General features: G+C 64.1%; 17 protein-coding genes. 3 read left to right on the forward strand and 14 right to left on the reverse strand.

Features of this window, described 5'->3' with window-relative positions; translation table 11 throughout:
- Positions 1 to 258: 258 nt before the first annotated feature.
- Positions 259 to 1,224, forward strand: coding sequence for a transposase (locus FRC96_RS19395; protein WP_146977010.1), 966 nt, complete (start codon positions 259 to 261; stop codon positions 1,222 to 1,224).
- Here FRC96_RS19395 and hutI read toward each other — a convergent pair.
- The 11 genes from hutI to FRC96_RS19445 all read right to left on the reverse strand — a co-directional run bounded on the left by hutI (position 1,191) and on the right by FRC96_RS19445 (position 19,797).
- Positions 1,191 to 2,474, reverse strand: coding sequence for an imidazolonepropionase (gene hutI / locus FRC96_RS19400; RefSeq protein WP_146977012.1), 1,284 nt, complete (start codon positions 2,472 to 2,474; stop codon positions 1,191 to 1,193). The two genes, FRC96_RS19395 and hutI, sit on opposite strands and share 34 nt — an antisense overlap.
- Positions 2,475 to 2,823: 349 nt before the next feature.
- Positions 2,824 to 4,482 carry a urocanate hydratase gene (gene hutU, locus FRC96_RS19405; RefSeq protein ID WP_146977013.1) on the reverse strand — a complete coding sequence of 553 codons (1,659 nt, stop codon included), beginning with the start codon at positions 4,480 to 4,482 and terminating at the stop codon, positions 2,824 to 2,826.
- 294 nt (positions 4,483 to 4,776) lie between these two features.
- On the reverse strand, positions 4,777 to 6,042 hold the full coding sequence (locus tag FRC96_RS19410; protein ID WP_146977015.1) for an AgmX/PglI C-terminal domain-containing protein: 1,266 nt from the start codon (positions 6,040 to 6,042) through the stop codon (positions 4,777 to 4,779).
- Positions 6,043 to 6,626: 584 nt separating this feature from the next.
- Positions 6,627 to 8,777, reverse strand: coding sequence for a sulfatase-like hydrolase/transferase (locus tag FRC96_RS19415; RefSeq protein WP_146977016.1), 2,151 nt, complete (start codon positions 8,775 to 8,777; stop codon positions 6,627 to 6,629).
- Between the two features lie 644 nt (positions 8,778 to 9,421).
- Positions 9,422 to 10,471, reverse strand: coding sequence for a phosphatase domain-containing protein (locus tag FRC96_RS19420; protein WP_146977018.1), 1,050 nt, complete (start codon positions 10,469 to 10,471; stop codon positions 9,422 to 9,424).
- A 12-nt stretch (positions 10,472 to 10,483) separates the two neighbouring features.
- Entirely contained in the window at positions 10,484 to 11,551 is a 1,068-nt protein-coding gene (gene plsX / locus FRC96_RS19425; RefSeq protein WP_146977020.1) for a phosphate acyltransferase PlsX, read from the reverse strand.
- Between the two features lie 39 nt (positions 11,552 to 11,590).
- On the reverse strand, positions 11,591 to 11,761 hold the full coding sequence (locus FRC96_RS22475) for a hypothetical protein (RefSeq protein ID WP_230470481.1): 171 nt from the start codon (positions 11,759 to 11,761) through the stop codon (positions 11,591 to 11,593).
- A 61-nt stretch (positions 11,762 to 11,822) separates the two neighbouring features.
- Positions 11,823 to 12,806, reverse strand: coding sequence for a metallophosphoesterase family protein (locus FRC96_RS19430; protein WP_146977021.1), 984 nt, complete (start codon positions 12,804 to 12,806; stop codon positions 11,823 to 11,825).
- Positions 12,807 to 12,864: 58 nt separating this feature from the next.
- On the reverse strand, positions 12,865 to 15,183 hold the full coding sequence (locus FRC96_RS19435) for an EcsC family protein (protein ID WP_146977023.1): 2,319 nt from the start codon (positions 15,181 to 15,183) through the stop codon (positions 12,865 to 12,867).
- 510 nt (positions 15,184 to 15,693) lie between these two features.
- The gene (locus FRC96_RS19440; protein ID WP_146977025.1) at positions 15,694 to 16,794 is read right to left on the reverse strand and encodes a carotenoid 1,2-hydratase; all 1,101 of its coding nucleotides are present in this window, start codon (positions 16,792 to 16,794) and stop codon (positions 15,694 to 15,696) included.
- Between the two features lie 375 nt (positions 16,795 to 17,169).
- Positions 17,170 to 19,797, reverse strand: coding sequence for an efflux RND transporter permease subunit (locus FRC96_RS19445; protein ID WP_146977027.1), 2,628 nt, complete (start codon positions 19,795 to 19,797; stop codon positions 17,170 to 17,172).
- Positions 19,798 to 19,916: 119 nt separating this feature from the next.
- Between FRC96_RS19445 and FRC96_RS19450 the strand changes: the two genes are divergently transcribed.
- Together FRC96_RS19450 and FRC96_RS22705 are read left to right on the forward strand one after the other, a co-directional pair.
- The gene (locus FRC96_RS19450) at positions 19,917 to 21,083 is read left to right on the forward strand and encodes a glycosyltransferase family 4 protein (RefSeq protein ID WP_146977028.1); all 1,167 of its coding nucleotides are present in this window, start codon (positions 19,917 to 19,919) and stop codon (positions 21,081 to 21,083) included.
- A gap of 10 nt (positions 21,084 to 21,093) precedes the next feature.
- A complete protein-coding gene (locus FRC96_RS22705; protein ID WP_146977030.1) occupies positions 21,094 to 22,254 on the forward strand; it encodes a glycosyltransferase family 4 protein in 1,161 nt (386 codons plus the stop codon).
- A 187-nt stretch (positions 22,255 to 22,441) separates the two neighbouring features.
- On the opposite strand, the gene tmk is transcribed toward FRC96_RS22705, so the two are convergent.
- The 3 genes from tmk to FRC96_RS19470 form a co-directional block, all read right to left on the reverse strand.
- The gene (gene tmk / locus FRC96_RS19460; RefSeq protein WP_146977032.1) at positions 22,442 to 23,101 is read right to left on the reverse strand and encodes a dTMP kinase; all 660 of its coding nucleotides are present in this window, start codon (positions 23,099 to 23,101) and stop codon (positions 22,442 to 22,444) included.
- A gap of 457 nt (positions 23,102 to 23,558) precedes the next feature.
- A complete protein-coding gene (locus FRC96_RS19465; protein ID WP_146977033.1) occupies positions 23,559 to 24,320 on the reverse strand; it encodes an enoyl-CoA hydratase/isomerase family protein in 762 nt (253 codons plus the stop codon).
- Positions 24,321 to 24,359: 39 nt separating this feature from the next.
- Entirely contained in the window at positions 24,360 to 25,316 is a 957-nt protein-coding gene (locus FRC96_RS19470; protein ID WP_146977035.1) for a hypothetical protein, read from the reverse strand.
- Positions 25,317 to 25,771 lie beyond the last annotated feature (455 nt).

Here is a 25,771-nt window from a genome sequence, read left to right on the forward strand (position 1 = left end):
GAGCCGCCAAGGGTGCCCGCCTGTAAGGGTGCCAGGCGTCCGTGCGATTGTATGCCTTGCGTTGGGGTGCCAGGCATTCGAGCGATTGAAATGCGCCTGTAAGGGTGCCAGGCATTCGGAAATGCGCCTGTAAGGGTGCCAGGCGTTCGTTCCTCGTCGCCATGAAAAAACTTCACATCCCACGCAAACCTACATCATCCCACACGATAATAGTCCTACGACGTCTCTCACTCTCTGACCTTCAACCACGAGACCGACATGGGACGCCCTCTCCGCATCCAGGACCCCTCGCACTGCTACTTCGTCACGAACCGCTGTTTCCAGGAGCGCTTCTTTCTAACCCCGACCCCCGAGATCAACGCCCTGATCCTGGGCTGGCTGGCCCGCGCAGCCAAACGCTACGACGTCGAAATCTTTTTCTTTCTCTTTATGAGCAACCATTTTCACCTGGCGGTGCGCGCGCCCCGCGAAAACCTCCATCGCTTCATGGGCTATTTTCAATGCAACCTCGCCGGCGACGTGAACCAAATCCTCAAACGCACCGGCTCTTTGTTCGCACGCCGCTACAGCGCCGAGCCCATGCTCGATGACGACGCCATGATGCAAAAATGGCGCTACACCATGACCAACCCCGTGGAGGCCAACCTCGTCTCCCACGTCCGATTCTGGCCGGGCCAGTCCTCTTACCAGGCCCACATGGACCAGGCCCCCATCAACGCGGTGTGGACCGATCGCGACAAACTACGCGCCCTGCGCCGCCGCAAGAACCACGTCCCCGAAGACGAGGTCCTGGCCGACCGACACATCGAACTTCACCTCGCCCCCCTGCCCTTTCTAAAAGACCACACGCCAGTCCAACGCACGCGCTTCTTCAAGCGCGCGCTGAGTGCCCACACCCGCGTGCTCACAAAACACCGCAATAAGCGCGGTGAGAAGGTCCTGGGCGCTATCAACGTCCGTACCCAGAACCCTCTTGAGCGTCCCAAAAACCCCGCCCGCTCTCCGCGCCCCCTCTGCCACACCCGATGCCCCATCCGGCGAAACACATATCGAAAGCACGTCCGCGAGATCACCGAGGCCTACCGCGCCGCCAACGCGCTCTGGCGCGAGGGACACCTTCCCACCTTCCCCCCGGGGACGATCCCCCCCGGATGGAGCTGTACCACCTCCGCCCCGGACATCCCCCCACCCTACTCCTCAACATCAGCCTCTTCGGTCCAGTAGACGAAATTTCCGCGGTAGATCACCGCCTCGGTATGCGTCTGTCCGAAGTGATAGGTCAAATAGCGGTAATGGGGCACATCAAAGCACGCCACATCGGCGCGCGCCCCGGCGCGAAGCCCCCCGATATCCGTCCTTTTCAGCGCCTTGGCTGCCCCCGCAGTGATGGAGCGCAAAGCCTCGCCAGGCGTTAATTTGTAGAGCGTGCACCCCAGCATCAGAATCGTCCCCAGGTCCTGGGTCATCGCACTTCCCGGGTTGAAATCCGTCGCCAGCGCAACCTCACACCCGGCATCCAGGAGAGCCCGCGCCGGTGCCAGGTGATCGATCGTCCCCAGAAAAAGATTCACCGCCGGCATTAACACCCCCACTACCCCGGCTTTAGCCATCGCCTCGATGCCGTCCTGGTTCACAAACTCAAGGTGATCCGCGCTCGACGCCCCGACCTTCGCGGCCACCATCGCCGCGCCTGCATCGGTGATCTCATCGGCGTGAATCCGAGCCGCTAAACCGTGCTCCTGACCACACCTTAAGATGCGCTCGGCCTCCTCCGCACTGAACGCTCCCCGATCGCAGAACACATCGCAATACGCCGCATACCCCCCCTTTGCGACCTGCGGAATCATCTCCTCACACACCAAATCGATGTACGCCTCCCGACGATCGCGATACTCCGCAGGCACCGCATGCGCCCCCAGAAAACACCCTACCAGCTCACACGGCACCTCCTTCTGGGCCCGCTGAACCGCCTTCAGGCTCTTGATCTCGTCGGCCGTTGTAAGACCGTAGCCACTCTTGACCTCCAGGGTCGTCACCCCCTGGCGCACTGACAAAAACGCCCGCCGTACCAGCGTATCGGTCAACTCCTGCGCCGAGGCCCGACGTACCGCCTCCACAGTCGTCAATATCCCCCCGCCCTCCTCCAACACCTCGACGTAGGGCTTCCCCGCATTACGCCAGGCAAACTCCTGAGAGCGCTCCCCGGCAAAAACAGCGTGCGTATGACAATCGATCCAGCCGGGCATCGCCACCGCCGTCTCGAACACGTCCACATCCCCTCTCCGAGCAACCTTCGGACGCTCTTCCCATGGCCCCACCCACGCGATCGTCTCGTCCTCCACAAGCACGCAGCCATCTTCAATCAAACCGACGATGGCGTCGTCACGCTCCTCGCCACCATCCCCGTATTGCGATAGCTGCGCCACATCCTGCGGCATCGTCAGCAACTGCGCGGCCCGAATCACATATCCCATCGCCTATCCTCTCCTGCTCTTACTGCCCAAATCCGCAAACAACAGCCCGCAAGGGGCTCAACCTCGACATCACCGGCCATATACCACAGCCCGTAGCCCGAGGCGTCTCTACGCTCGCCCTCCCAACCACTTTCCCCCGTACTTCTCATCGAACGCCCACGATCGAACGCCTGGCACCCGATCCCGCACTTCAACACGATCGAACGCCTGGCACCCGATCCCACACTTCATCTCGATCGAACGCCTGGCACCCGATCCCACACTTCATCTCGATCGAACGCCTGGCACCCGATCGCCACCCGGATTGTCTCAATCCACCCGGTCACCCCGCCCCCCCATTTGACTCGCATCACTCCGTCACCCCCGGAATCCGCACCCCTCGCTCCCGAGCAACCGCTCTTGCCCGCTCGTACCCCGCATCCGCATGCCGTACCACCCCCATCCCCGGATCACTCGTCAACACCCGCTCCAGCCGGCGAGCTGCAGCCTCGCTTCCATCGGCCACAATCACCTGACCGGCGTGCAGGCTATACCCCATGCCGACCCCCCCGCCGTGGTGAAAGCTCACCCAGCTCGCTCCGTTAACCGCATTGACCAACGCGTTGAGAATCGGCCAGTCCGCCACCGCATCGCTGCCGTCCTTCATCGCCTCGGTCTCACGATTCGGACTGGCCACACTCCCCGAATCCAGATGATCGCGGCCGATAACGACCGGCGCCTTCAACTCCCCGCTTGCCACCATCTCATTGAACTTCAATCCGGCCCTGGCTCGCTCCCCGTAGCCCAGCCAGCAAATCCTGGCCGGCAACCCCTGAAACGCCACCCGCTCCCGCGCCAGATCCAGCCACCGGTGCAGCGACGTCTTCTTTGGAAACAGCTCCTTAAGCGCCTCATCGGTCTTATAGATATCCTCCTCATCTCCCGAGAGCGCCACCCAACGAAACGGACCGCTTCCCTCACAGAAAAGCGGCCTGATAAACGCCGGCACAAACCCCGGAAAATCAAACGCGCGCTCCACCCCTTCCTCAAAGGCCTCCTGACGAATATTGTTGCCATAATCAAAGACCACCGACCCGGCATCCATAAACGCCACCATCGCCGAGACATGCCGCGCCATCGACGCTTTCGACGCCAACACATAGCCCTGCGGATCCCGCTCCCTGAGCGCCTCCGCCTCCTCCAGGCTCATTCCGGCGGGCACGTACCCGTTGAGCGGATCATGCGCGCTGGTCTGATCGGTCACAACGTCAGGCACCACACCGCGCTTGAGCAGCCCCTCATAAACATCCACCGCATTGGCCACCACCCCCACACTCAACGCCTCCCCGGCCTCTTTAGCCTCCAGAACCCACGAGAGCGCCTCTTCAAGGTCCTCACTAACCCGGTCCACATAACGCGTCTCCACGCGCCGCTGAGCACGTTTCGCATCGACCTCGGCCACCAGACACGCCGCCCCGTTCATCGTCGCCGCAAGCGGCTGCGCCCCGCCCATTCCTCCGAGTCCGGCCGTCAACACAAGCCGACCCTTCAGGTCTCCGCCGAACTTCTGGCGTGCGGCTTCAGCAAAGGTCTCATAGGTCCCCTGCAAGATCCCCTGCGTCCCGATGTAGATCCAGCTCCCCGCGGTCATCTGGCCGTACATCATCAGCCCCTGCCGCTCCAACTCCCGGAAGTGCTCCCAGGTCGCCCACTTCCCCACCAGATTGGAGTTTGCGATCAACACGCGCGGCGCGTCTGTATGCGTGCGAAACACCGCCACGGGCTTGCCCGACTGGACTAGCAGCGTCTCATCCTCTTCCAATCCCTGCAGCGTCGATACAATCCGATCAAAACTCTCCCAGGACCTCGCCGCCCGCCCACTTCCACCGTAGACCACAAGGCGGTCCGGAGCTTCGGCAACCTCCGGATCGAGGTTGTTCATCAACATCCTCAACGCGGCTTCCTGCACCCAACCCTTGCAGCTCAACTCGGCTCCTCGGGGCGCTCGTATGGTCCTGGGCTTCGACATCCTCTACCTCATGCTCGAGTCGGTTAACTTCGTTGTTCCGGTGCGCAACGTACTCCCCGCCCCTACCATATTCCCCCCACTATCCACCACATCGCCCCCTACGTAGAGATCGAACGCCTGGCACCCGATCAACAACCTCTCCACTTCGATCGAACGCCTGGCACCCGATCATCAACCTCTCCACTTCGATCGAACGCCTGGCACCCGATCATCAACCTCTCCACTTCGATCGAACGCCTGGCACCCGATCATCAACCTCTCCACTTCGATCGAACGCCTGGCACCCGATCCCCGTCATCGCTCCACATCCCGAAACGTAAACAGAATATTCACATTGATCGTCCCACTCTCCCCCTGCACCCCCGGGTAACTCCCACGCTCCAACGCCTGACGCGCGCAACGCTCCACCTGCGAGTCCCCCACATCGCTGTGCATCTGCATCGCCTCCCTGACCTTCCCATCCTGACCCACAGTCAACTGCACAATCTGTCGGCCACTGCCCGCGTACGCGTTGCCTCGCAGCCGACTCGCATAACACTGGCCGATGCGATCCCCGATCGCCCGCACCGCTTCCTGCGCTGCCCCCGCATCTTCAAACCCATTGGCATACACGCTCGCCAGATCCGCAAAAGGCACCCGACGATAGCGCGACGCATCCGCGCTGAAATCGCGCACGCGCACCTCCCCCTCCGCCTTGTCCACCACATAAATCCGCTCCGCAGAGACGGCGACCACACTCACCCCCCCTTGCTCACCAAGCTGCTTGACCAGCGCTGCCTCGACCTCCCCGCCGCGCACAGCCACCTCCGCCAGCGGCGCCTCTTCACCCGCAGCCCCAACGATCTTCAGACTCCCTTCCCCCGCCACCACACGCTCTTCAGCCTTGCCGTCCCCATCAAAGTCAAACCGCTCCTCCCCCTTCAACACGGCATCCGAGGCTGCTGCGGCCTCATTGAGCTCCGGCGCCTCCCCGCTCATCCCCGCCTCCCCGGGCTCCGCGGTGAGCAGCTCGCCGCTGTCCGAGATCCGGATATAAGCATCCCGCCCCCGCAGCTTGCACTCAAAATCCGCCTTCACATTCCCCGTCACATCCTCCACCTGGCACCACTCCAGGGCGCGCCCCGGCTGCACCCCCCAGGCAAACTGCCCGTCCCCGGTAAACGCCCGCAACTCATTGCGGCTCACACACCCGACATCGAGCCCACGACTGGCCGTAATATCGGCAACAATCAGCTGCTCACACCCGTCCTCGATCTCAAAGACAGGCTCCCCGTTCGCCCGAAGTACGAAACTCGGCTTCCCCGACCCCACAATCTCAGGCTTTCCATCCCCGAGCATATCCACAAGCCGCAGCCCCGGGTCGCGCTCTCCGCTGTTAGCTCGCCAGTCAAAGGCTCGCATCGGCGCACCATCCTTGCCCAGGAGCACCAACCCCTCTCCCGCATCCACGAGCACAGGTGCCTCCGCATCGGGCCAGTCGTATACAGCGACCTCGGCTGCGGACATCGCCGGAACCATCATCACTCCCAACAGACTCAATAACGCCGTCTTTAACTTCATCGCGATCCTCTCGTCATCTCTGTGTTCAGCCACGACCCGAGGCACTTCCTCAGGCACGTCAATCAGTAAACGCCCGGTCAAAACGCTTCAACCCATGGATCGTCTTCCATCGGACTGTCCCACGCCCCTCGCATATATCCTGGCGACCACCCTCACGATCGAACGCCTGGCACCCGTTCAGACTCACCAGCGCGATCGAACGCCTGGCACCCGTTCAGGCTCACCAGCGCGATCGAATGCCTGGCACCCGTTCAGACTCTCCAACGCGATCGAATGCCTGGCACCCGTTCAGACTCACCAGCGCGATCGAACGCCTGGCACCCGTTCAGGCTCACCGATCGAATGCCCGCGATCGAATGCCTGGCACCCGTTCAGGCTCACCGATCGAATGCCCGCGATCGAATGCCTGGCACCCGTTCAGGCTCACCGATCGAATGCCCGCGATCGAATGCCTGGCACCCGTTCCGATCGAATGCCTGGCACCCGTTCAGACTCACCAGCACGATCGAATGCCTGGCACCCGTTCAGACTCACCAGCACGATCGAAGGCCTGGCACCCCGACAGTCACACGCCCCTCTCCCCCTCACTGCATCCGCGCCTCCAGCAGAGCCCGCAACGCTTTAACCCGCTCCGGGCGCTGCGCCGCCAGGTTGTTCTGCTCGCCGGGATCCACACTGAGATCAAAATACTCCTCCAGCCCCAGCGTGAAGTTCACGATCAACTTCTCATTCCCCAACACCACCGCCCGGTGGTGCTCCTTCCAGTTCGTGTAAGGCAAAAGCTCCGAAAACACCGGACGCTCCGGCACCTCCGCACGCCCCAGCATCACATCGGTCATGCTCCGCCCTCCGAACTCGGTGGGAATCGTCAGCCCGAAGAGATCGACCACCGTCGGCGCCACATCGATGATCGAGACCGGCCCCTCCACCTGACGGCCGAACCACCCGGGCACCCGCACCAGAAGCGGCACCTTGATCACCGGATTGTAGAGCGTCTGGCCATGAAAATAGTGCCCGTGCTCATTAAACGCCTCTCCGTGATCGCTGGTCAGCACGATCACGACCTCATCGTAGAGCCCCTCCTCTTTGAGCTTGTCGATCACCCGCCCCACATACGCATCGGTAAACGCGATCTCCGAGTCGTAGTTGTTGATGTGGCGCTCCCGCGTCGTCTCGCCTCGGCCGAAATCGTACTCTTTATGACCGATCCAGCGCGCGTGCGGCTCAAAGAAGTGCACGAAGAGCGAGAAGGGTTCGGCCTCATCCCCCTTCTCGCGCCGCTCCCTGCCCAGCTGCTCGATCACCGGCTCCAGACGCTCCCAGGTGCGCGGCGCGGCGATGTCATCGTTGGACTCCGCGATCGAAAGCGCACCTTCATTATCCCAGCGCTCAAACCCCTGATGCACATTACGGCGCTCATCGAAGTAGAAATGACTCGAAAACGCCTGGTTGCGCCACCCTCCGGCCTCCAGCACCTCGAACATCCCCACATTCTCCGGGCGCACCCGCGGGTAGTTATACTGCGCGCCCCACCACTTCATCTCGCTGGCGTAATTGCTGAACAGAAGCGGCGGCACCGAGCGGGGCGTATGCGGCGAGGTGGCGTAGGCATTTAAGAAGACGGTGGCGTCCTCGGCCAGCGCATCGATCCGGGGCGTCGTCGGCCGCTCGTATCCGGCATAGCCCATATGATCCTGGCGCAACGTGTCGACCAGAATCATCACCAGGTTTTTGGGCGGCTCAGGGATCGCCTCAAACCGGTCGATCTGCGCTTTATCCCCGGCCGCAACCGCCAGCTGCACCGCGCGCCGCGCCGGGTGCTCCGCCGAGGTCAGCGCGATCTGCGCTCCTTCGTCGGCGCACTCCTCCCCCTCCTCGCAGTCCTCAAACGCAAACGCCTCGCCGCCCTGGCTTCCCACATCCACCAGACGCGGCGCGATCATCGAGACCAGCGGCGCATCCCGCAACGTCGCCTGCCGCATCGCCGCACTCGACACCGCCCAACCGGGTGCCAGGGCAGCACACACAACCGCCAGCACCGCCCCGACCGCGGGCACGCCCCACCGCCACACAGGGCTCGCCGGCGACACCTTCGCCATCGCCCACATCACCGCTGGCACCAGCACCACGCCGGCCACCCCCATCTGCAACGTCGCGCTATCCCACACGCTGAGCCCGGCCGCCCACCGGTACCCCACCACAAGCGCCCCTACAGCTCCCACACCGTAAACGCCAGCAACAAGACGGGTCCACATACCGCCCATCCCCAGCCGCTGCACCACCCAGAGGATCCCCCCATACACCAGCGGAGCTACCACCAACGCCCCGGCAGCCAACCCTGCCGATACAAGCCCCAGCCCCAGCGCCTGAAACGAGACCCGCACCATCTTCGAGGTCACGACGAGATGCGTGCCCAGCACCCCACCGCCGATCATGGCCAGCATCACCGGCGCGCTCAACAGCCCGGCCGCCACCCGACGGTCCACCTCCTCGCGCTTCAACGCCTCGCCCGGGGGCCAGACACTCATGCGACGACACACGTCGAGCGCGATCGCCACCACCACCCCCAACGCCGCGCCGTAGAGCACCTGCCACACCCCCAGCAAGCCATACGCCGCCATCACATAACTCGCCCCGAGCCCCTCAACCTCTCCCCACACCGCCGCCGCACTCCACAGCGCCAGCACCGCCCCGACAACCACCCCCGCACGCACACCCTCGACTACCGCTCGCATGGCCACTCGCCACTCCTTTCGTCTTGTCCTGCTCCCCGCCACTGCGCACAGCTCCGCGCAACGACATCCGCAAACCCGAAGTTTGCCGCCGCCAAGGCTGCCATGAATGTAAGGCGCTTAAAATAAAAAATCCCGAGCCGGAGCTCGGGATCTCGCTCGCTTTGCGAGCTTAAAATATGTGTGCCCCCGGAGGAGAGAGACTAGCCATAGGACAAGCACCTGACTAACGGCCTGGGGGGAGTGCATGCCGACCGTCCTCCGTAGGGCACAGTTGGTACTATAAGTCTGATTAAATAAGCGTCAACCACTTTCTCAAAAAAACTTCCCGGCGACACGTCTCTCCCCTGTGCCAGGCGTTCGAGCCTCTTCTCCCCATACCGATGCACGCGTGCCAGCCCTTCGATCATGACGCAAACGATCGAGTGCCAGGCATCCGGACGATCGGGTGCCACTGACGATCGAATGCCTGGCACCCGTTCATGATGCAGACGATCGGATGCCTGGCACCCGTTCATCGTAGGCACCCGATCATCGTACAGACGTTCGGGTGCCAGGCCTTCGATCACGGCGCCGCAGAAGTTCGGGTGCCTGGCACCCGTTCATGGCCAGACCCTCGAGCCCCCTTACCCGCCCTCCCAGGCGCCTCACTGACGGCGACCGAACAACCCCGGCTCCGCCTCAATCGTCTCCCTCAACCTCCGATCCGCCTCCAACACCCCCACGTAATCCGGCGGCCCCTCCCACCCTCGCGTCGCACCGCCTCCGCCCCGAGGCGCCAGCGCCCGCACCCTCCCCAGAAGACGCTCCACAAACCCCGCCGGCAACCCGCCCACCGCCTCGCTGCCGCGCGCATCCTGCGAGAGACGCTCGATCGCCTCCGCCCCCAGGTGCCGTCGTCGAATCAAATCCTGAAACGAATTCGCAAGCTCCACCACCCCGTAGCCATGCTCTCGCATCATCCCGGCCGCCACCCGCAAGACCGGCTCCAACGTCAGACTCTCATCGGCATACAGCACCAGCGCGGCCTGAAAATAGTTGGTGATCGGCACCACCCGGGGACCGTACACCCAGAAGCGCCCCGGCGCGCTGTGCCGATCCAGGTGAATGAATATTCGCCCCACATTCCCGTCGATGCGCATCCGCGCGTAGCGCTCCAGAATCGAGGCCCGCGTCGTGCTGTAGACCCCTGCCCGGTCCAGGATCTCAAACAACCCGTCGCGATCGACTTTTCCCCCGGCAAGATCGGCGTACAGCGAATAAATAAACGCGTCCTGCTCCGCATCGTCGCCAAACAAGGTCTCCGGCGCCGACGGTCCGCCCTCCCGCACCCGGAGCAGACTGTCCAGCTTATAGCCCACCTGCCCGCGCACCGCGCGAAAGCGCCCCTTCAAAATATTCTGCAGGGTCGGCTTGAGAATAAAAACATCGGGCCGAATCCCATCGAGCTCAAACTTCCTCTCCAGCTTCGGCCGCATCTGCGACGGACTCCCGCTGATAAAGGTCACCAGCGCGCGGCTCCCATCATTCTGGTGGGTCAACTCCTTGAGCAGGGTCACCACCCCGGGCACGTTGACCTTCTCCTCCGGAGTCTGCAGCGCCGTGCGAATCAGATCCCGCAGCGTATCGAAATCCGTACGCAGATACGTCTTATCCAGATCCCACCGATAGATGTGGCGTACCATCAACTCCGACACGTCCCTCTCCCCTCACCCCTGACTCAAGCCGGTATCCAACGCCTCGGCGATCGCCGCCGGCAACTCCGCGCGTACATTCTTAATCGCCAGGCGCAACGCATTGCCCACCGCCCGGCGCCCCGATCGCGGATGGCACAAGATCACCACCTTCTCCAAACCCAGCAGAGGCGCCCCACCATAGGCCTCAAAATCCGTGAGTTGTTTGATCTTCTGAAGCCCGCCGCTCAACAACTTCAGCCCCATCCGCCATGCCATGCGCTCGTGGTAGGCCGCGCGGGCCAGATCAAAAGCCGCCTCACTGACCCCCTCCAAAATCTTGATCGCCACATCCCCGACAAACCCCTCACAGACCACCACATCGGCAAGCCCTCGCGGGATCTCGTGCCCCTCGATATTGCCATAAAAGTGAATCGCCTCATGGCGACTCAACAACGCATGCGCCTGCACCACCTCCGGCGTCCCCATCGTGCTCTCGCGGCTGTTCGATAAGAGCGCCACCCGCGGCCGCTCATTTCGACTCACAATCCGCGCATACGCCGAGCCCATCAACCCGAACCCCAGCAGTTCCTCGGGCCTGGCCCTCAGGCTCGCCCCCACATCCAGAATCAAACTAAAAGGATCCTCAGCCTCTCCCCGCACCCTGGGCGTCGGATACACGCTCGCCAGCGCCGCCCGCCCCAGCCCTCCCACCAGCCCGAAATGCCGCGTCGCCGCCAGCACCGCCGCTCCCGGGTGCCCCGCCGACACCAGCGCATCAGCCTCTCCGGCTTGCACCAACGCACACGCCTGCACGATCGACGCGTCCGAGCGCGCCTCCAACGCCACCTGCGCCCTCTCCCCCATCCCGATCACCGTAGGCGCATGATAAAGCTGAATCCGCTCCGAGTTATGATCCAACTCAAAGAGCGCTTCGGTCATCGCGATCTCATCGCCCACCAGCAAGAAATTTACCCCCTGCCCCACCCCTCCCCTCAGGCTCGCCTCCGCCACCGCCGCCACAACGGCCGCCGGCGCATGATCCCCACCCATCGCATCCACCGCGATCGTTATCGACTCTTCGCTCCTCACGATCCTCGCCACTCCCGCTGACCCGCGTCATAAGTACTCACTCGAACTCGCTCACCCTACCACATGCGCGATCGCCTGACACCGCGACGTGACACCCAACCACTCGAGATCGAACGCCTGGTACCCGATCTTCGACAGCATGATCGAACGCCTGGCACCCGATCCTAGCACCCGATCTTCGACAGCATGATCGAACGCCTGGCACCCGATCTTCTCAATCATGATCGAACGCCTGGCACCCGATCCTGGCACCCGATCTTCTCAGGCACCCGTACATCCCCGATCAGGGACGCAGCTCCAACTGCGTCATCACCTGCTCCCCATGCACATTGAAGTCGATCACATTAAAGCGCAGCGCGTTGGCAAAACCACCCGGATTCCCCAGCTGATGCGTCCCCAGCGCATAGTCCACCGGCATCACATCATGCTTATGCCCGTGCAGAATCAGCGAATAGGGATCGATCAAGTCGATCGCCTCGATCAACTCATCCGCGCCATCGGCCGGCTCCATCAAACCGCCAAACGATTTCGTCGCGCTGCGCGGATGCCAGTCCGAGCTGATGTGGTGATGCAAAAGCGTCACCAGCCGTCGACCCTCCACCTGCGAGCGATGCCGCTCAATCCAGTCCAACGCCTCCGGGTAAATGCGTCCCACCGTGTTCGGCAACCACCGCTCCAGATAATGCCGGTCGTCCACCGGGTCCCGGTTGCTGTCCAGCGCCAGCAGCGCCACCCCGCCCGGCAGCTCCTTGAGCATCGGCTCCCGCGGTGTCACCACCGGAAAAAAGTGCTCCATCGGCTCGCTGGGATAACTCTCATAGATGTTAAAACGATCGTGGTTCCCCGGAATCACCGTCAGCCGCTCTTCCCCCCACCAGCCGGTCACCTCCAGCGCCGCGCGCACATCGAGAAACTCCTCGGCCAGACCGCAGTGCACCAGATCCCCGGTGATCACCAGGTGGTCCACCCCCAGCCGGTGCAACCCTACCAGCGTCTTTCGCACAAGCCCGTTGTAGAGCTTACGCGCCGAGCGATAATGATGCCCCACCTCATTGGAGATCGCCGAGATCTCATGCGAGATGTTCTGCAACGAGACATGCGGCGAGATCAGATCCCGCAGCCGGCTGACCAACTCCACTTCGCCGGGCACATGCAGATCGGTGAGCTGCGCGAGCCTCAGGATCGTATCCTCCGGACGGCGCAGATCCCGCGGCCGCGTCTTGTCCGTGCAGTCTATCCATTTAAAAATTGCTCCCGGCATGCTCATGCCTGGCCCTCGACGCTTCGCTTACAGGTTATCCCCCTCCAATTCGCTCACCACGATCTCAGCCTGCCAGACTCTCCGAGTCCTCTTCCAGGCCAATGTGGCGCACCCACTCCGGATACTTTCGCTCCAGAAAACGGTCGGTCAACACCGCCTGCGCCGCCTCACACAGATCATAGATCAGGGCCACGTTAAGCGACGCCCCCAGCAGCGCCCCCACCACCGGCAGCGCCCGCGAGGGCGCCGCCTCCACCGCCCGTCGCTGCAGATTGCGCGTCACCGCTCTCTTGGCCATCTCGCCGGCCTGTTGCGCCGCCCGCGCTCCCAGCTGCCGCTCCACCACCTGCGCAAGCCCGCGGCCCGCAAGCTGCGTCAGCCCCCCGTGCGCCACCGCCCCCACCATCAACGTCTTGCGCAGCACATACTCATTGAGGTTCTGCCTCACCAGCATCGGCTCCACCGCCGAGGGCCGACTTCCGCCGAGCGCCACCGCCAGAATCTCCATCGGAAGCTCCTTATGCTCCCGCGGATCAAACCCGAAGTACCAGCAAAAACGACTGGAGATATCCGCCGCAATCGATAACAGCACCGGCACATCGGCCAGCGACAACATCCCCCAGCTAAAGGGTGCCAGGCCCCCGAACACCCCGCCGCTGACCGCTCCCAGAAGCAGCCGCTGCTTGCGCCGGCGTCGCAACATCCCGAACACCCGCTCCACCGGAAGCTCGGCGATCGCCTCAAAATCGGCCACCTCCACACCGGCCTCGCCAAACTCCTCGACCACCTCCTGGCGAAGATCCTGGGCGGCCACGTGCGCCTCAAAACGCTCCATCCCCCGCTCCACCGCCCCACGCACAAGCCCGATCTCGCTGAGCCCGCTCCCCAGCCACTCCACCGGCGTAAACACCCGCTGCACCAGTCGGTGCACCCGGTTGGGATCCAGGCGGCGCTGCACAAAATACTTCACCCGCGCAGCCGCATGCTTGTCGGCATGCGACATCGTCACCCCGTCAAACTTACAGGTCAGCTGGTCAAACGCCCGCTCATAATCGCTGACCACCAGATACATCGACAGATCGTCCTCCCCGGCATACGGGTTTCGCGACCAGTCCACCCGCCCCCCCGCCCGCCGCACGAGCTGCACCGCGTGGCTATCCAACGCCAGGTTATGCACATACAGCCCGATCAGCTCCTCTTCGAGCCGATCCAGCTCCTCCCCAAGCCCCAACTCCTCCACGGCCAGCCGCACGCGATACGCCCTGGAGCCCACCCCGCGGCGCCGCCGTCCGCGTCGCGCCGCCATCAACTCCAAAAGCCTTTGCGCCCGGGCCGGATTGTAGGCCGCCGTGCGCCCAACCTCCGCAAAGAGCCACGTCTGCGCCGCGCTCCCCTCTCGCCAGAGACTCCCCAGCCAGCTCTCATAGAGCGTCTCCAGCCGGCTGTAATCTGCGTCAAAAGCGCGCCGGTTCAAATACCCCCGAAGCCGCTCCTGACGCTGCGGATCGTCCACGCTCAGGCGCACGGCGGCCTCCAGCGGACGCTCCAGCCACGCAAAGCTGAGCTGCCCCTGAAGCGTCGCATCCGCCATCACCTGCAGCCACACCTCCCGCTCCCTGGGCTGAACCTCCGCGGCCTGATCACACGCTTTCACCAGATTCTCCACCGTCGGGGAATGACGCCGCCCCTTTAAGCGCAACACCATCAGCGCGCTCAACAGCGCCCCCAGCTCCCAGTACGAGCCCTCCAGACAGAGCTCCACAAGCTCCATCAACCCGCGGCCCCCGCCGTCGTCCTTGCCCCCGCGTTCGCGGCGCTCATCGCGCTCAAAGACCACCACCACCTCATAGAGCCAGGCCAGCTCATCGGGCAGCGCTCGCCCCAACAACCGCCCCCGGGCCTCCTCGACCAGGGCCTCCCGCTCGCTATGACGCCAGATCGCCAGCGTGGCCAGCGCCGCCATCGGATGCAGATACGTGCGATACGGGCTCATCGTGCGCCCGATCATCGCCAGCGCCTCCTCCCCCCGCTCACTCAACTCCGCGTACCCCTTCGCCGAGAGCACATCCCACAGCGGCTCGCTGACCAGCGTCTTCTGACGACGCCACACCCGCGAGTACCCCAACATCTGTGCCATCCAGGCCGTTAACACCTCCCGACGCCTGTCCGGCGCATCGGAGAGCTGCTCGGCCACCACCGCCAGAATCTCATCGACCGGACGTCGGGAGAGCGCCTCCCACAGCGCCTTAAAATCGTCGAGCGGAAGCCCCACCGCCCGCGCCTCCTCCTCCAGCGCCTCCACCTCGCTGGTCTCCGAGCCCAGCCCGGACGTCTCCAACGCTCCGGCCCCGGCCAACTCCTCGCTCTCAGGCTTCACAAACATCGGGCTCATCGGGCCAACCCTATCGTAGAAGTGCTCTCAACCATCGCCTCACCTGCCGCGCACCCGCCGCACGTCGGCTTTCTCATCCTAACACGCCAGCGCGGCGAGTTGTTCACCCCTTGCCCTTCCCCCCAGACGTCACGTCGATCTGCCTGCCCTCAACACCACGACAAAGCTACACGCTGCGCGCTCCCTGACCAGCGATCGAACCCCTGGCACCCGCACACCAATGATCGAATGCCTGGCACCCGATCCTCGTCAGCACCCGATCCTCGTCATAGCGAATTCGATCGAACCCCTGGCACCCGATCTTGATCGTAGGAAACACGATCGAATGCCTGGCACCCGATCCTGGGCATAGCGAACTCGATCGAACGCCTGGCTCCCGGTCCCGAAGCTCCCGCACACCGCACTAAAGCTCGAACGCCTGGCTCCCGCACACCAGCACCCGTTCCTCGCCATAGCGAATTCGATCGAACCCCTGGCACCCGATCGAAGCCCCCCATCCCCTCAAGGATTTACAAAATCCACCGTATAATGCCCGCGCCCGCGGGTACGCAGCGTACGCCCCCCCACCTCCAGTTCCAGCGCATAGTCGCCGTGGATGTTGTACTGCCAGGGCTTGCTCAACGCCGAGGCCACCAACCGCGCGGCCCGACCGTAGCTCGCCAGAAGATCTTTTTTCTCCATCCGATCTCCCCGCATCACAAAACGCATCTGCCCCTGGCCGCTATCCCCCTCCAACTGCACCGCATGCGGCACCTGATAGCCCGTTTCACCATCACCGCGCACATTGCCCGGGCGCAGCTGCGCGTCCGCGTCGCTGAACACAATGCGCTCCCCAACCCCCACCATCGCCCAGGTCAACGTGCGCCCCCCGAACTTCTCGCTCAGCTCGATCTCCCTCCAGATCACAAACACGTCGTCGTTATAATCCCGAAAACGCGAAAAACGCTTCGCAAGCTCGTAGGGCGCCACGTTCGTCGCCACATGATCGGCGTACCCGGCCCTGGACGCTTCCACCTGATGCCACTCCCCGTCGATCTGCACGCGCCCCTCCACATCGGCCCGCGGCGAGATCAGCGTAAAGCGATAATAATCCTCCCCCTGACGAATCTGTCCGCTACCGGGACGCCACATCGGCATCGTGTTGCGAAAGGTCAGCTCCACCTTCACATCCCCATCATGCCGCAGCACAAAGGTATCATCGCCCTGAGCTTCCACCTGCGTTTTGGCGATATCGAGCGCAAAGCGATCCTCGGCCGTCGTCCAATCCCCCCGGCTGACCCGCTCGCCATACTCGTAGCGCTCCTCACCCGGCAGCCGCACCCGCACCTGCGCCGCCCCATAACCGCTGCGGATCCCCAGGTTCGAGATCGTAAAATCCATCCCGATATGCCCGCCCCCCTCCAGATCCACCGAAAACCCGTAGCGCTCCGAATACGCCTGCCCCGAGCTCATCCGCGGGATCAACTCCCGCATCGACACCTGACGCGCCGCCGCCCCCTCACTCCACCCCTGCACCTGAGCACTCGCCAGAGCCGGCAGCGCGCTGAGCGCGCACACCATCATCAACCCCACCATCGACGTCGTCGTCCGTCTCTGTCGCATCCTCGCTCCTCAGGCCACTTCGTGGCGCTTTGTTCTCAGCTCATCGTCGCACATGTCTTTCGACGCGTATCCCTTGCAGGCATTCATTCTAACACCGAGGCCCCGTCACCTTGCACCCCGCTCGGCAGCACCCGATCTTCCGAAACATGTTCGAACGCCTGGCACCCGATCTTCCGCAACGTGTTCGAACGCCTGGCACCCGAGCTTCCGAAACATGGTCGAACGCCTGGCACCCGCTCTTCTACAGCACCCGCGCTTCTGCGATGTGATCGAACGCCTGGCACCCGAGCTTCCGAAACATGGTCGAACGCCTGGCACCCGAGCTTCTGCAACATGTTCGAACGCCTGGCACCCGAGCTTCTGCACCCGCACCGCCTACTTCTTCGCCGACACCCACCCCCATCCCCGCTGCTCGGCGACCCACAGAAACGCCGGCATCACCAGAATCGTCGCCAGAAACGCCGACGCGATCCCCACAATCGCCAGGTACCCCAGCGACTGCAACCCCGCGTAATTGGTCACCGCAAGCCCCCCAAACCCGATCATCGAGGTTACCGTCGTCATCCCGATCGCCGAGCCCACATGATCGATCACGCTCACCAGCTGGCCTCGCCCCTCCTCCAGATAACGGTGGTAGAAATGCACCCCGTCATCCACCCCGATCCCGATGACCACAGGCAAGATCACCACGTTGAAAAAGTCCAGCTTGATCCCGAACCACCCGCAGAACCCGAACATCCACAACGCCCCCACAATCAGCGGGCTCAGTGAGATCACCGCCCGCAGCGGGCTGCCAAAAAAGAAGCTCAGAATCAGCAGCACGATCACCAGCGCGATCCCCAGCATCCGCGCCCCGTCCTCCTTAATCTCATCGAGCATCGCCGTATAAATGTACGACTGGCTGGCCACCCGCACATCCACCCCCTCCAGATCGGTGGCCGCCTCCACCTCCCCCAGAAAACGCCGCGCCTGCTCCCCGACCATGTGATCGATGCGCTCGTTCACGTAGATCAAGTACTCATAGGCAAACGCCTCTCCCTCCGCCGGCGCTTTCGCCTCCGGCCCCGCCTCCCTGAACAATCTCTTGGTCCACACCGGAAGATCCTCAACCCCGATCGCCTCCACCTCCAGACTCTCACGCATCTCATCGATGCGCTCGCGCTGGCTCCCGCTCAAAAAGCTCAAATCATCATCGAGCGTCGTCTTGATCGCCTCGATCACCTCCAGCCGCTCGGCCTGCTCCGCTTCACTGCCCGGCAAAAACGCATAGATCGACGCCACCGAGCTCACCGTCTCAAGCTCCCCGGCCTGCTGACGCGCCTGCAAATGCTCATAGAGACGGCGAGCATCGTCGGCCTCATCCACCAGCAGCAGCGTCGGCGTAGACGACTGCTGCCCCTTGAGCGCGCTCGTATACTTCGCGCCGGTGCTCAACTGCTTGCGCTCGGCCACGTAGCTCTCGGGATCGACCTCCCGGCGAACCTCCACCGCCCTCCCCTGCACCGCGCGCGCAAGCTGCCGCCCCATCGCCCTGGCCTGCTGCTCGGCCACATCCTTCGCGTCGGGCTCGCCACGTTCCCAGGGCATAATCACCTGCCCCACGCGCCGAAAGTTCTCCTCAAAGCGCACCTGCCCCACCTGCGTGATCGCCCACACGCTGACCAGCGCCGCGGCAAACAGCGACGCCGGCGCCAGCCGCAACAAGCGCCCCCGCTTCAACGCTTTTTCAATCGCCCGCTCCCCCTCCACCACCTTCGGCTGATGCGGCCAGATGCGCTGAAACACAAGGATCATCGCCGGCATCGTGACCACCATCGCCACCACCGTCATCAACACCCCGGCCGCGGCCACCTGACCGAACTGACTCAACCCCCGAAACTGCGCAAACGAGAGCACCACAAAGGTCGCAAAGGTCGTCGACGCCCCCATCACCGTCGCCCGCCCCACCGAGTTATAACACGCCCACAGCGCGTCCACTGGCTCGCGCCCCTCGGCCCGCTCCCGATCGTAGCCGTTGAGCAGGTGAATCGAAAAATCGATCCCCAGCCCCAGCAAAATCGCAAAGATAAACACCGTCACCGTGGTCAACTCACCGTGCGCCACAAACGCCAGCGCCAGCGTCCACAACACCCCCATCACCAGCGGCCCCAGCACCAGCACCACCGCCCGAAACCGCCGAAAATACAGCGCGATCACCAGAAACAACCCCAGCAACGTAAACAACGCCGAGGTCTGAATATCACCCACGATCGAGGTATACTCACTCTGCCGCGAGACCAGCCCTCCCCCGTACTCCAGCTTCATCTCCGGATGATAGCTCGCCGGATCCAGCGACTCGCCAAGCTCCCGCACCCGATCCAGCAGCTTGTTGGTCGCCGCCAGATCCGTCGACGTCTCCACAAAACGCACCACGATCGTCAGCGAATACCCATCATCACTCATCAGGTACTCTTTGTAGCTCTGGTGCGCCAGATCCTCGTAGCGCGCCTCCATATCCGAGGTGTCGATCAGCGCATCACTGCGCTCCTTTCTCCCCCCCAGCGGTACAAAGAGCGGGTTCTGCGCCCGCTTCTCCTCGCGAATCCGCCGCTTGATCCGGGTATGCAGCTCCTCCAGATCCTCCTTTTCCATGTAGAGCAGGCGGTTCTTCTCAAAAAACGCTTTATCATTATGGTAATGCGCCAGCGCGATCTGCGGCTGCTCCCGCAGGCGCTCGGCATACGCCTCGGCAAACGCCAGGTTGGCTTCCCGATCCGGCGAATCGATCACCACAAAGAGCGACGACCCCGACCCCACCCGATCGCCGACCTCCTCCATCGCCAGCGCCGCCTCCGAGGTGCTCGGCAAAAGCGCCCGAAAGTCGCTGTTGATGTTCCAGCGGCTGGCGATCACCGCGATCGACAAGAGCGTCACCACCACGCTCGCCGCCACCACCCAACCGGCCCTGCGCCCCACCCACTCGCGCATAAAGCGCTCTGCCATCCGCACCGCACCGCTCGCCATTATCTCGTCTCCAGACCACCAATTCGTTTAAACGCACGCCGCGCCCTCTCCGGTCGCGCCTCACAGCCACCTTGCCCTCATCACAAAGCGTGCTATGAGTGCCCTCGGAGTATCGCACCATGACCCAAAACACCACATCTTCCGCCTCGCTCAACGCCTGCGTCATGCTCGACGCCCGTTACCTCAACGGGCGCCACAGCGGCATCGGACGCTACACTCTGCGCCTCGTCGAAGAGCTCCTGGCTCAGGACGACGCCCTGCGCCTGCGCCTGCTGACTCACCCCAACAACCCCGCCCCCCTTTCCCATCCCAGGGTGCAGTGCCAGACGTTTGATGCCGCCCCGAATTCACTCACCACCCGCTTTCGGCTGGCGCGCGCGATCGACTTTCGCGGCGTCGATCTTTTTCACTCCCCCTTTAACATCCTGCCCGCCGACCTCCCGGTGCCCGCGCTCTTTACGCTCCACGACATCATGTGGCTGCTCAACCCCGACTACTGCACCGATGTCTGGTGGCGAAAGCTCGTCACCGGAACCTTTTATCAAAACTTTATCCCCCGCTCCGCCGCTGAAGCCCGGCATATCCTGACCGTCTCGCATACCTCTCGGCAGGCCATCGAGGATCATTTTCCCGACATGCGCGGCCGCGTCAGCGTCACCTACAACGGCCTCGATCCCTTCTTCACCCCCATGCCCCCCGAGGAGGCCTGGCCCCTGCTCGGGCGCTGGCTCGCCCCCCGCTCGCGCTTTGTCCTCGTCGTCGGGCAGGGCTCCCCCTACAAGAACCACCCGGGCGCCCTGCGCGCCTTCATCGAGGCCTTCGCCGACGATCCCCACACCTACTTTGTGCTGGTCCGACGCCTCGATGAGAGCTCCAATCGCGAGCTCGGCCAACTGCTCGCCGATCCCCGCCTGGGCTCGCGCGTCATTCGCATCGGCTACGTCTCCAGCGACGAGCTTCGCGCCCTCTACAGCATGGCGATGACCTTTCTCTTCCCCTCTTTCTACGAGGGCTTTGGCCTGCCCGCGCTCGAAGCAATGGCCTGCGGCGCGCCGGTGATCACCTCCAATCAGGGGGCCCCGGCCGAAGTCTGCCAGGGGGGCGCGATGCTGATCGACCCGCACGACACTCAGGCGCTGGCCGGCGCCCTGCGCCAACTTCGTGACGATCCAGACCTCGCCCGCGAGCTCCGCCAACGCGGCCAGGCCCGCGCCGCCCGCTTCACCTGGGAGGCCTGCGCAAACGCCGCACTTCAAGCCTACCGCCGCGTACTCCACCCTGCCTGAGGAGGCCCTCATGGCCCGCATTCTCATCGACGCTCGCTGCCTGGGCGACTCCCCCACCGGGGTTGGAAGCTACGCCCGAGCGCTGATCGCGCATCTGGCCGAGCTCCCCCACGACCACGAACTTGTGCTGCTGCGCAACCGCAACAACACCGCCCCCATCACCGACGCCGCCCTCCCCCAGATCGCCAGCGCCTGCCCCCCCGACAACCTCAAAAACCACCTGCTCGGACACCGCGCCCTGGCCGACGCCGCCTCCCAGCTCGGCTCGCCAGATCTCTACCACAGCCTCTTTCACATCCTGCCCCGCTATACCCGCCAGGCCCTGCCCAACGCCGGCGTTGTCACCACGCTGCACGACCTGGTCTGGCTCGATCACCCCGACGCCTCCCAACCCACCTGGCTCAAGGCCCGCTCCATCCAGGCCTTTGCCCGCGCCGCCATCCCGCACGCTCTCAACGCGAGCGACGCCGTCATCGCCATCAGCCGCCCCACCGCCGAGCGCGCCCGCCAGCTTTTGAGCTCCCCCTCGACCTCCCTCCACACCATCCATCACGGCGTCCACGCGCGCTTCTTCGAGCCCCCGCCCCCCCTCACCGGTCCCCTCTCCGAGCTGGCCGCCCCCGACGCCCCTCCCTTCTTCGTGGCCATCGGCAACCACAAGCCCTACAAGAACCTGCGCCTGCTCATCGACGCCTTCGCCCGCCTGCCCGCCCACTCCCCCCGCCCCCACCTGGTGCTCATCGGCGACTGCCAGGGCCTCTCCACCCACATCGGCGAATCCGGCGTCAGCGAACGCATCCACCTTCCGGGCCTGGTCGATGACGAGCAGCTTCGCGCTCTCCTCGGCCGCGCCCGCGCCTTTGTCTTCCCCTCCCTGGTCGAAGGGTTTGGACTTCCCATCCTGGAGGCCATGGCCATGGGCCGCCCCACCCTGGTCTCCGATCTTGAGCCCATGCGCTCCATCGCCGGCGAGTCCGCGCTGCACTTTGCTCCCCACGCCCCCGACGATTTAAGCCGCCTGCTCCACCGCCTCCTCGTCGCCCCCGAGCTCGCCGCGCGCCTCTCGGAGCGCAGCCTCAAGCGCGCCCACAGCTTCCGCTGGCAACACACCGCCGAGCGCACCCTGCAGGTCTACGAAGCGCTCCTGGCGCGGCGCGCAACCCCTACGTGATCGCTTCAGCCTGCCCGCGATCGAACGCCTGGCACCCGATCTTCGACAACATGATCGAACGCCTGGCACCCGCTCTTCGAGAACATGATCGAACGCCTGGCACCCGATCTTCCGCGCCATGATCGAACGCCTGGCACCCGATCTTCGACAACATGATCGAACGCCTGGCACTCACGCTTCCCGCCCCTCACCCCGGCAACATGCTCTCCACGACGTCCCAGATCGCCTCGGCCAACGCCTCCCGCTCCTGCGACGCATCCAGACGCACAATGGGCTGCCCCTCGTCGGCGAGCATCGTCATCACCTCATCATAGCGACGCTCAAGCCTCCCCAGCTTCTCTCGCGTCTCATACAGCTCGCGCTGCCCCCCGCGCCCCGTCAATCGCGACATGCAGACCTCAACCGACGCCTCCAGAAAAATCGTCACGTCCGGCACCCGCGCACGCGAGTTAAGCTCACGCACCCACCCGTAATCCACCCGCTCCTCCCCATCGATATCCCCCTGGTACACCAGACTGGAGTGGTAGTAGCGATCCGAGATCGCCACACATCCTGCGGCCAACGCCGGCTCCACCTGGGACTCGATATGATCGAGCCGGTCTGCCGCAAAGAGCAGCGCCAGCGTCTCGCGCCCCACCGGCCGCCCGCCGGCTTCATCGGGCACCACCACCCGGCCGGTAAGCATCTGCCGAATCAGCGTCCCGATCGGTCCCTCCGAAGGCTCACAACTCGTCGACACACCCCACCCCTCTCGCCGCAGGCGCTCGGCCAGCGCCTCGCTCTGAGTCGTCGTCCCCGCCCCATCCAAACCCTCAATCACCACAAACGGTACGGCCTTCGTCACCATCGTCACTCGCCTCGCAACCTGCCTTTAACCCTCAACATCATCGTTCCGACACTCGACTCACACCCCACCACCATCCCCTCGCTACCTCAATCCCACGATCCCCGCTCCGAGACCAGCCCCGTCGGAGCGCCTGGCACTCGATCTTCTACGCAGACGCAACGCTCATGATCGAACGCCTGGCACCCGATCTTCTACGGGCACACGATCTTCCTACAATCACCCATGATCGAACGCCTGGCACCCGATCTTCTACGGGCACACGATCTTCCTCCCATAACCCGTGTTCGAACGCCTGGCACCCGATCTTCCTACAATCACCCATGATCGAACGCCTGGCACATGATCTTCTACGGGCACACGATCTTCCTACAATCACCCATGATCGAACGCCTGGCACCCGATCTTCTACACAGCTCTCACGATCGAACGCCTGGCACCCGATCCTCACCACCTCCCATCACCCCTTACGCCTCAAAAACCGCTCCACCCGCTCCCAATGCGCCTCACTCACCCAGAGATCGCAAAACGCCTCCAGCTCTCCCTCCATCGCCACATCCCGAGGCTCTTCGAGCGCGCGACGAGCCCCGGCCTTCAGCGCCGCGGTGACCTCCGGCTCACACCCCGCCAGGCGCTCGGCCAACGCCATCACCCGTACATCCAGCGCGTCCTTCTCCACCACCTCCTCGACAAACCCCGCGGCCAGCGCCTGCTCCGCCCCCAGCACCTCCGCGCACCCCAGCCACTTCAGCGCCCGGGCTCGCCCCACCTTCTCCACCAGCCGCGTCAGCCCACCCCACCCCGGCGTCAGACCGAACCTCCCCTGGGTCATCCCCAGGCGCGCGCCCTCGGCCATCACGCACATATCAAACGCCAGCATCAACTCCACCCCGCCCCCATACGCGTCGCCGTTGACCCGCGCCACCGTCCAGCAGCGCAGCGCCTCAAGTCGCTCCAGAATTCGCCGCATCCGCCTCGACATCGCCTCCACCTCCTCGCGCGTTCGCAGCCCGGCAAACTCTCGAAGATCCCCTCCCGATACAAACGCACGCCCCGCCCCACCCACCACCAGCACCCGCAACGTCGGCGTACGCTCAGCCCGCGAGAGCACCTCCTCCAACCCGGCCATCACCTCCGCATTGACCGCGTTGAGCCGCTCCTCCCGCGCAACCTCCACCCACCACACATCACCCGCCAGACGCTCTTCACACCGAACCGCCATCACCTCTCCCTGCACCACTGAAGCATCCCGAACTCACCCTCAACGCTGCGCCTCAACCTGAGCCTGCCCGGCCTTGATCTCCAGCGCTCGCCGCGCCTGCTCGCGCACCCGACTCACATGGTGCGCCTCGGCCAGCGTCTCCAGATACACCGCCACCCACGGCGTCGACAACGTGCCTAACTTCGGCAACAACCCGATCAAATCATCATAGCGTTGCTCCCGACTCATCCGCTCGGCGAGCTCGGTCAGCGCCCGGGCCGCCCCCTCAGACTCCATCTCCCAGAGCGCCTGCGCCGCCGCAAACGCCACCTCCTCATCCCCCCCGCCGGCCGCCTGGATCAGCGCATCTTCCGCCTCCTCCACCGCCCCCTCCACCACCCGCTGCACCGCCAACAACCTGGCGCTGGCCTCCGCCTCCTCATCCGCACACCACCGGCCCAACTCCCCGCCCCGGGCCTGATACACCAGCGCCTGCGCCCTCAACCCCTCCATCACCTCCTCCACCCCCTGACGCAACAACGTGCGCCCCAGCGCCCCCAGCAGCGCCTCGGGCGGCCGGTCGCTGACCAACGGATGACGCACCACATGCTGCGCCCGCATCGACACCATCTCCCCATCACCCCCGACCACCTCCGAGCCCAGACGGCCCTCCACGCGCACCACCATCACCGAGCCTTCCAACGCCTGATTCAACGTCACGCGATACACAAGCCTCCCCTTCACACCCTCGCTGCCGCCGGCCCGACTCAACCCCTCATCACTGGCCACCAACGCCCGCTCCCACCACTCCTGCACCCTCCCCGGCTCCGGCGCCCAACCCTGGCTCCCCACTCGTCCGGCGTCCTCCCCCTCCTCCATCACCTGCATCGCCACCACCCGATACGGCGCCCCCCGCGCCTCCTCCGCCTGCGCACCTCGACTACACCCCGCCCCCAGGGCACACCCCCAGACAAGGCTCACCCACACGATCAGCAGCCGTCCCCCCAGACGCTCCATCGCTCCCCCTCTCCCCTGGTTTGCACAAAGACCTCCCCCTCAAACGTGCACACCAGCCCCACCCACGTCGAACAGATTACCCCGATCCATCAACCACTTAGACCGTCATCACCGCTACCAACCGAACTTCCTTTCGAACGCCTGGCACCCGATCTTCTCAATCAGGGTCGCCCCCCTGGCACCCGATCCTCTCAACCTCGATCGGACGACTGGCACCCGATCTTCTCATCCTCGATCGAACGCCTGGCACCCGATCCTCTCAACCTCGATCGGACGACTGGCACCCGATCTTCTCATCCTCGATCGAACGCCTGGCACCCGATCTTCTCATCCTCGATCGAACGCCTGGCACCCGATCCTCTCAACCTCGATCGGACGACTGGCACCCGATCTTCTCATCCACGATCGAACGCCTGGCACCCGATCTTCTCATCCACGATCGAACGCCTGGCACC

The sequence above is a fragment of the Lujinxingia vulgaris genome, assembly GCF_007997005.1.
Taxonomy (GTDB): Bacteria; Myxococcota_A; Bradymonadia; order Bradymonadales; family Bradymonadaceae; genus Lujinxingia.

Bases quoted from the DNA above. Each gene is read 5' to 3' on its own strand.
- tmk (WP_146977032.1), bottom strand. From the start codon at position 23,101: ATGGTGACGAAGGCCGTACCGTTTGTGGTGATTGAGGGTTTGGATGGG.
- FRC96_RS19450 (WP_146977028.1), top strand. From the start codon at position 19,917: ATGACCCAAAACACCACATCTTCCGCCTCGCTCAACGCCTGCGTCATG.
- FRC96_RS22475 (WP_230470481.1), bottom strand. From the start codon at position 11,761: ATGATTGAGAAGATCGGGTGCCAGGCGTTCGATCATGCTGTCGAAGAT.
- FRC96_RS19465 (WP_146977033.1), bottom strand. From the start codon at position 24,320: ATGGCGGTTCGGTGTGAAGAGCGTCTGGCGGGTGATGTGTGGTGGGTG.
- FRC96_RS22705 (WP_146977030.1), top strand. From the start codon at position 21,094: ATGGCCCGCATTCTCATCGACGCTCGCTGCCTGGGCGACTCCCCCACC.
- FRC96_RS19470 (WP_146977035.1), bottom strand. From the start codon at position 25,316: ATGGAGCGTCTGGGGGGACGGCTGCTGATCGTGTGGGTGAGCCTTGTC.
- FRC96_RS19445 (WP_146977027.1), bottom strand. From the start codon at position 19,797: ATGGCGAGCGGTGCGGTGCGGATGGCAGAGCGCTTTATGCGCGAGTGG.
- FRC96_RS19435 (WP_146977023.1), bottom strand. From the start codon at position 15,183: ATGTTTGTGAAGCCTGAGAGCGAGGAGTTGGCCGGGGCCGGAGCGTTG.
- hutU (WP_146977013.1), bottom strand. From the start codon at position 4,482: ATGTCGAAGCCCAGGACCATACGAGCGCCCCGAGGAGCCGAGTTGAGC.
- FRC96_RS19395 (WP_146977010.1), top strand. From the start codon at position 259: ATGGGACGCCCTCTCCGCATCCAGGACCCCTCGCACTGCTACTTCGTC.
- FRC96_RS19415 (WP_146977016.1), bottom strand. From the start codon at position 8,777: ATGCGAGCGGTAGTCGAGGGTGTGCGTGCGGGGGTGGTTGTCGGGGCG.
- hutI (WP_146977012.1), bottom strand. From the start codon at position 2,474: ATGGGATATGTGATTCGGGCCGCGCAGTTGCTGACGATGCCGCAGGAT.
- FRC96_RS19410 (WP_146977015.1), bottom strand. From the start codon at position 6,042: ATGAAGTTAAAGACGGCGTTATTGAGTCTGTTGGGAGTGATGATGGTT.
- FRC96_RS19440 (WP_146977025.1), bottom strand. From the start codon at position 16,794: ATGCGACAGAGACGGACGACGACGTCGATGGTGGGGTTGATGATGGTG.
- FRC96_RS19430 (WP_146977021.1), bottom strand. From the start codon at position 12,806: ATGAGCATGCCGGGAGCAATTTTTAAATGGATAGACTGCACGGACAAG.